Here is a 5,869-nt window from a genome sequence, read left to right as displayed (position 1 = left end):
CCCCCTCGCCTTGCACCTCGCCTGGGGTGCCATGGCCCGCCTGTGGGGCTCGGCCAACCGGCTCGACACCGAACTCGCCCACCACCCCACCTGGGCCGCGGTCACCGAGCGCTACAACACCGGCGCTGCCACCCACCCCGCCGGCGCTCCGCTCGGTGCGGTCGGGTCGGCGCTCACCTCTGACACCTACCGCCACGCCCGCGACTGGCTCACCGGCGACGAACCCCTCGCCGCGCTCGTCGAGGCCTTCACCCGCCACTCGGTGCGCCTCGCCCGCCAGGTCGGGCTCCTCGACCCCGACGGACCCGGCTCACGCACCCGACCCCACCCGACGCGCACCATCTACGGCGACGGCACCGTGGTACGTCCCCTGTACCGGCCCACCAACCGGGGCCGGCGCGACCCCGACGCCGCCCAACACGTCCGCTACGACGGGCCCATCTGGGGCAACGAACTCGTCACCATCGCCGTACGAGGCCCCGAAGCCCACCGCCGCGTCCTCCTCGCCGTCGGCCGCGTCGACCAACCCGGACGCGAAGCCGACACCGCTATCGAGCTCATCCGACAAGTCCACGCCCACGCCGGCGACGGCATCCAAGCCGTCGTCTACGACGGCGCCTTCCGCGGGGTCCACCACGAGACCCTCATGAGCGATCTCGGGCTCATCGTCATCAACAAACCCCACCCCGCCGGACGCGACGACGACACCCGCACCTACCGACAGCTCCCCCTCGGCACCTGGACCCACACCGTCGGGCGCCGAACCTGCCGCCACACCCTCGTCACCTGCGGCGGCACCGTGCACGACAGCACCCTCGACGACAGCGGCCGCCCCGTCCTGTCCCCACCACTCGACCGCCAGCAGATCCGCCGCTACCGCCGCGGGCGCACCAACCGGTGGCGATTCGCGCTTGGCGTGCTCGTCCCATGCCCCAAGCAGACCTTCACCGCCTGGATCAGCCCACACCCCCAGCCCGGCGAAACCGGCTACGGGCGCCCCGACCAGCTCCGCCTCCTACCCGAATCCGACCCGCTGTTCCCGCTGCTGTACGGGCTACGCAACGACAGCGAAGCCATCAACGCCGCCTACAAAGCCACGCTCATCGCCGATCGCGCCTCCGCCCTCGGCTGGCGACGCCAACTCCTCGACCTGCTCTCCTGGGCGCTGCTCACCAACACCTACGCCTGGCACCGACACCACAGCGGCCCCCACACCACACAGACCACCGCCCCGTAAACCTCGAGCTTCGCCCACCTGACGCAATCCCACCTGACGCAATCGGCCAACCCACCCGACGAAGCAACCCCCACACGAACAGCCCACAAGCAACCGGCACCGCCCAGCCAGCGCTAGACCCCGCCCAGCGCGCCTTACCACCGGTGCCGACCATCGCCACAAAGACAAAGACCGATGCCGGCATGGACAAGAAGACCGCCCATCAGTGCCGCGGTCGACGAAGCTCCACCACCGCCCAGCGGGAGTTCCAGAACCGGCAGCCCAACGGCCGCAGCCCACCCCTTAGAAGTCCAGCTCACGCCCAAGGCGCGGAAGTCCCACGAGGGCGGGACGTCCTCGGGAGCGCCGGTGCGCCGCTCCCGCTCATCGACCGGGCATCGTACGCGCCGCGGGGCCGGGCGCCGCTCCGGATCGTCACCAGCTCTGCGGGTACCGTGTAGTCATGTTGCGACGCTGCGTGGTCGTCTTGACGGCGGGCCTGCTACTGGCTGCGTGCGCCACCAAGGAAGGCACCTACGTCCAGGTGGACACCGACGCCGACCTGGACTCGTCGGCGGTCACCGAGCGCCAAGGCGGTACCGAGCGGTCGTTCGACCCGGTGGCGCTCGCCGCCGCTGCCGACCGCACCGCTGGTGCGACCACCGGCAGGTTCCGGGTCACGATGTCGACAGAGATGTCCGGGGAGGGGGGGTCGACCTCCATCCCCGGGTCGCTGTCGATGACCACGTCCGGCGAAGGCGCGTACGACAACGGTCGCCAACGCTTCTCGCTCACGATGCGCACCGACCTGCCATTCCTGGAGGGCCTCGAGGGTCTCGGAGGCAGGGCTGGCGGGCAGGGCGCGCTCGGCAACCTGGCCAACACGGAGACGGCCGTCATTCGGGCCGGCGACGTCGCCTACCTGCGCACGCCCATGTTGGGGGTGCTCGACCCGTCGATCACCGGCAGGTGGATCCGGGTCGACGGCTCCCGGCTGGGCGTGCTCGAGAAGATCGGTCTGTCCGGCCCGATGGGTGACCCGCTCACCGATCCCTCCGCCATCCTCGGCTACCTGCGCGGGGTCGGTGCTGATCTGACCACCGTCGGAACCGAGGTCATCGACGGGGTCGAGACCACGCACCTGCACGCGGCGGTGTCGGTCGGTCGGGCGCTCGACGTAGCCGGTGCCGACCGGCCGCGCATGGAGCAGCTGTTGGGTGGTGTTGGTGGCGAGGTCGACCAGGCGCTTCGGGACGTCACGTTCCCGGTCGATGTGTACCTCGACGCCGACGGGTACGTCCGGCGGGTGGCGATGACCTACGACCTCGGCGAGCTGTTCGGCGCGTTGTTCGGCACGCTCGATGGTCTCGACGGAACAGGCCCCGGATCGGAGGGGCTCGGCGCCATGCCCGAACTGGGAATGACCATGACCATGACCGTCGACTTCTTCGATTTGGGCAAGCCGGTCACCATCACCGAGCCCTCCCCCGACGACGTGGTCGACCTCTGCGACATCCTGCACTCCATGGCCGGCCGGCTCCAGGAGTCGGCGAATGTCGCCTCGATCTGTTGATCCCGAGCGAACCGGTCGGTTCGGCCACCTCGGACCGGGCATCCATCGCTCGGCACCCATCGGCAGCTCGCCCGCGACGGCCGAGCCCGGCGGCCGGGTCGCCGGTTGGCGACACCGGGGCCGGGCGAACCACAATCGTCCGGCCCGCCCTCTCCCACCAGCGAGGAGTCATGAGCTACAGCGTCTGGATCGACCAGGATCTCTGCACCGGTGACGGCATCTGCGCGGAGATCGCGCCGGACATCTTCGTGCTGCTCGACGACGGGCTGGCCTACGTGAAGGACGGCAGCGGGGTGAAGAAGGACCCCGGCGGTCCGCAGGGCATCGTCGCCATCCCCGATGGCAGCCTCGACGCGGTCATCGAGGCGGCGGAGGAGTGCCCCGGGGAGTGCATCTTCATCGAGCCCAGCTGAGGTCGCCTGGAGACAGGCGCCACCGGCTCGGACCGGTCCGCATACCGCCGGCGCGAACCGGCGGCGAGCGCGGCGGCTCGAGTGGGTAGCGTCTCGGCATGACGCTTCCCACCCCCGCCCCTGATCGCACCGCGCTGGTCACCGGCGCATCCTCCGGCATCGGTGCCGAGATCGCCCGCGAGCTGGCTCGCCGTGGACACGGGGTCGCTCTCGTCGCCCGGCGGGCCGACCGGCTCGGCGCCCTCGCCGCCGAGCTGCGTGAGCAGGGTGTGCGCGCCGAGGTGCTCCCCGCCGACCTCGCCGACCGGGCGGCACGGGCCGAGCTCCCCGCGCGCGTCGACGCCCTGGGCCTCACGGTCGACATCCTGGTCAACAACGCCGGGCTCTCGACCGTCGGCCCGGTCGCCCGATCGAACCCCGAGGCGGAGATCAACATGGTCGAGGTCGACGTGGTGGCGGTGGTCGATCTGTGCAGTCGGTTCCTTCCCGGGATGGTGGAGCGAGGCCGGGGGGCGGTGCTCAACGTGGCCTCGACCGCGGCCTTCCAGCCCCTGCCCGGCCAGGCTGGCTACGCGGCGGGCAAGGCGTTCGTCCTCTCCTACACCCGCAGTCTGAGCGGCGAACTGCGCGGCACGGGCGTCACCGCCACCGCCCTGTGCCCCGGGCCGGTGAAGACCGAGTTCAGCGAGGTGGCCGGCTTCACCGGTGAGGACGAGACCGCGCTGCCGAGCTTCATGTGGGAGCGCGCCGACGCGGTGGCCCGGGTCGGGGTCGACGCCCTCGACCGGGGCCGCGCCGTGGCCATCCCCGGCACCGCCAACCGGGTGGTCGCGCTCGCAGCCTCCCTGACCCCGAAGGAGCTGCTGGTGCCCGTGCTCGCCAGCCGCCACCCCGGTCTTCGACGGTCCCGGCCCTGATCGCCGGCCCGGATCGCCGGCCCCGGCCTCGTCGGCATCGCTTTCGCCGTCGCCGCTCTCACCGATCCCCCAGGAAGGACCCGATCCCATGGCTCACGATCCCGTCGTCGCGGAGACGGTCCGCGAAGCCGACCACCTCGAGCCCCGCTTCGTGCTCCCCGACCAGGAGGCACGGGCGGCAGCCAAGCTCGACGCCTACCGTGGCCCTGGCGGCAAGCGACCCAACGTGCTGTTCATCTACTTCGACGACGTCGGCTGGGGTGACTTCGGCTGCTACGGCGGCGGGGTGGCGGTCGGGGCGCCGACACCGAACATCGATCGGCTGGCTCGGCGGGGGCTCCTGCTCACCTCCTGCTACAGCGAGCCGTCGTGCACCCCGTCGCGGGCATCGCTGATGACCGGGCGCCTGCCCATGCGTCACGGCCTGCTTCGCCCGCCGATGTACGGCCAGCGTGGTGGGCTCGACGGGGAGATCACCCTCGCCCAGCTCCTCTCCGACGCCGGGTACGTGACCCAGGCGGTGGGGAAGTGGCACATGGGCGAGAACGTCGAATCCCAACCCCAGCACGTCGGCTTCGACGACTTCTACGGCTTCCTGTCCGTGTCGGACATGTACACCGAATGGCGCGACCCCTACTTCTTCCCCGAGATCGTCTACAGCGAGGAGCGCACCCGCTGGGTGGAGAACCTGCCCTTCAACAAGTGCTTCGTGCACGCCACCCGGGGCGGCGAGCTGGAGACGGTCGAGGAGGTCACCATCCCGGTGCTCTCGCAGCTCGATGACCGGTGGGCGACCTACTCGCTCGAGTTCATCCGCCGGATGGCTGCCCGGCTCGGCACCCCGCAGCAGCGTCCGTGGTTCCTGTACCACTGCACCCGCGGCGCCCACTTCGACAACTACCCCCACGAGCGGTTCCTCGGACGCTCCCCGGCCAAGCACCCCTACAAGGACACGATCATGGAGCTCGACGACATCGTGGGGCGTCTCGTCGCCGAGCTGGAGGCCACCGGCCAGCTCGACGACACCCTGGTGTTCATCTCCTCCGACAACGGCCCGGAGATGGAGACCTGGCCGGATGCCGCCTACTCGCCGTTCCGCTGTGCCAAGGGTTCCACCTGGGAGGGCGGCCAGCGGGTGCCGGGCATCATCGTGTGGCCGGGCATGATCGACGCCGACCGGGCGAGCGACGGCATCTTCTCCCAGATGGACCTGTTCCCCACGGTGCTGCGGCTGGCAGGGGCCGAGGACCGCATCCCCTCCGATCGGTACATCGACGGGGTGGACCAGACCTCGTTCCTGCTCGACCCCGACGGGGTCTCGAACCGCAAGTACCTCTACTACTGGCTGGTCACCGTGTTCTCCGCCCTGCGGGTGGGGGAGTGGAAGTTCATGGTGGCGTCCACCTCCGACGACGACCGGGACGCGCTCAACCTCGGCGGGTTCACCGGCGTCACCCAGCGCTACACCCACGGGCGGCTCTACAACCTCTACCTCGACCCGAAGGAGAGCCGCAGCTACCTCATCCGCAAGCTGGCCTACCTGGAGAGCTTCACCGCCGGCATCCGTGACCACCTGATGACCTTCGGCGCATACCCGCCGAAGCACCCCATCGCGTCGATGATCTGAGCCGGACCGGCACGCAAGCTCACCACCTTCGTCCGTTCTCCTCATCAGCGAGCTGCCTCATTCACCAACTGGCATGTCAAACGCGTGCCGGGGCACGTGTTCGACATGCCAGAACGCGGGGTG

At 70.4% G+C, this 5,869-nt stretch carries 5 protein-coding genes; all 5 read left to right on the top strand.

Annotated elements, in window-relative coordinates:
- Nucleotides 1-1,237: hypothetical protein (locus tag V7004_RS14940; protein WP_334144990.1), on the top strand; the 1,237-nt coding region annotated here is incomplete at its 5' end.
- A gap of 442 nt (nucleotides 1,238-1,679) precedes the next feature.
- Nucleotides 1,680-2,789 (top strand): hypothetical protein, encoded by a 1,110-nt coding sequence (locus V7004_RS14935; RefSeq protein WP_334144989.1) that lies wholly within the window; start codon nucleotides 1,680-1,682, stop codon nucleotides 2,787-2,789.
- Between the two features lie 170 nt (nucleotides 2,790-2,959).
- A complete protein-coding gene (locus tag V7004_RS14930) occupies nucleotides 2,960-3,202 on the top strand; it encodes a ferredoxin (protein ID WP_334144988.1) in 243 nt (80 codons plus the stop codon).
- Between the two features lie 98 nt (nucleotides 3,203-3,300).
- Nucleotides 3,301-4,119: an SDR family NAD(P)-dependent oxidoreductase gene (locus V7004_RS14925; RefSeq protein ID WP_334144987.1), complete on the top strand. Its 819-nt coding sequence runs from the start codon at nucleotides 3,301-3,303 to the stop codon at nucleotides 4,117-4,119.
- An 88-nt stretch (nucleotides 4,120-4,207) separates the two neighbouring features.
- Nucleotides 4,208-5,746 (top strand): arylsulfatase, encoded by a 1,539-nt coding sequence (locus V7004_RS14920; RefSeq protein WP_334144986.1) that lies wholly within the window; start codon nucleotides 4,208-4,210, stop codon nucleotides 5,744-5,746.
- The last annotated feature ends 123 nt before the right edge of the window (nucleotides 5,747-5,869 follow it).

This window comes from Rhabdothermincola sp. (assembly GCF_036846205.1).
In the GTDB taxonomy this organism is placed as follows: domain Bacteria; phylum Actinomycetota; class Acidimicrobiia; order Acidimicrobiales; family Acidimicrobilacustridaceae; genus Rhabdothermincola.
Note: the sequence above shows the minus strand (reverse complement) of the source record. Positions and strands in the feature narration are given on the sequence as shown.

Bases quoted from the DNA above. Each gene is read 5' to 3' on its own strand.
- V7004_RS14935 (WP_334144989.1), top strand. From the start codon at position 1,680: ATGTTGCGACGCTGCGTGGTCGTCTTGACGGCGGGCCTGCTACTGGCT.
- V7004_RS14930 (WP_334144988.1), top strand. From the start codon at position 2,960: ATGAGCTACAGCGTCTGGATCGACCAGGATCTCTGCACCGGTGACGGC.
- V7004_RS14925 (WP_334144987.1), top strand. From the start codon at position 3,301: ATGACGCTTCCCACCCCCGCCCCTGATCGCACCGCGCTGGTCACCGGC.
- V7004_RS14920 (WP_334144986.1), top strand. From the start codon at position 4,208: ATGGCTCACGATCCCGTCGTCGCGGAGACGGTCCGCGAAGCCGACCAC.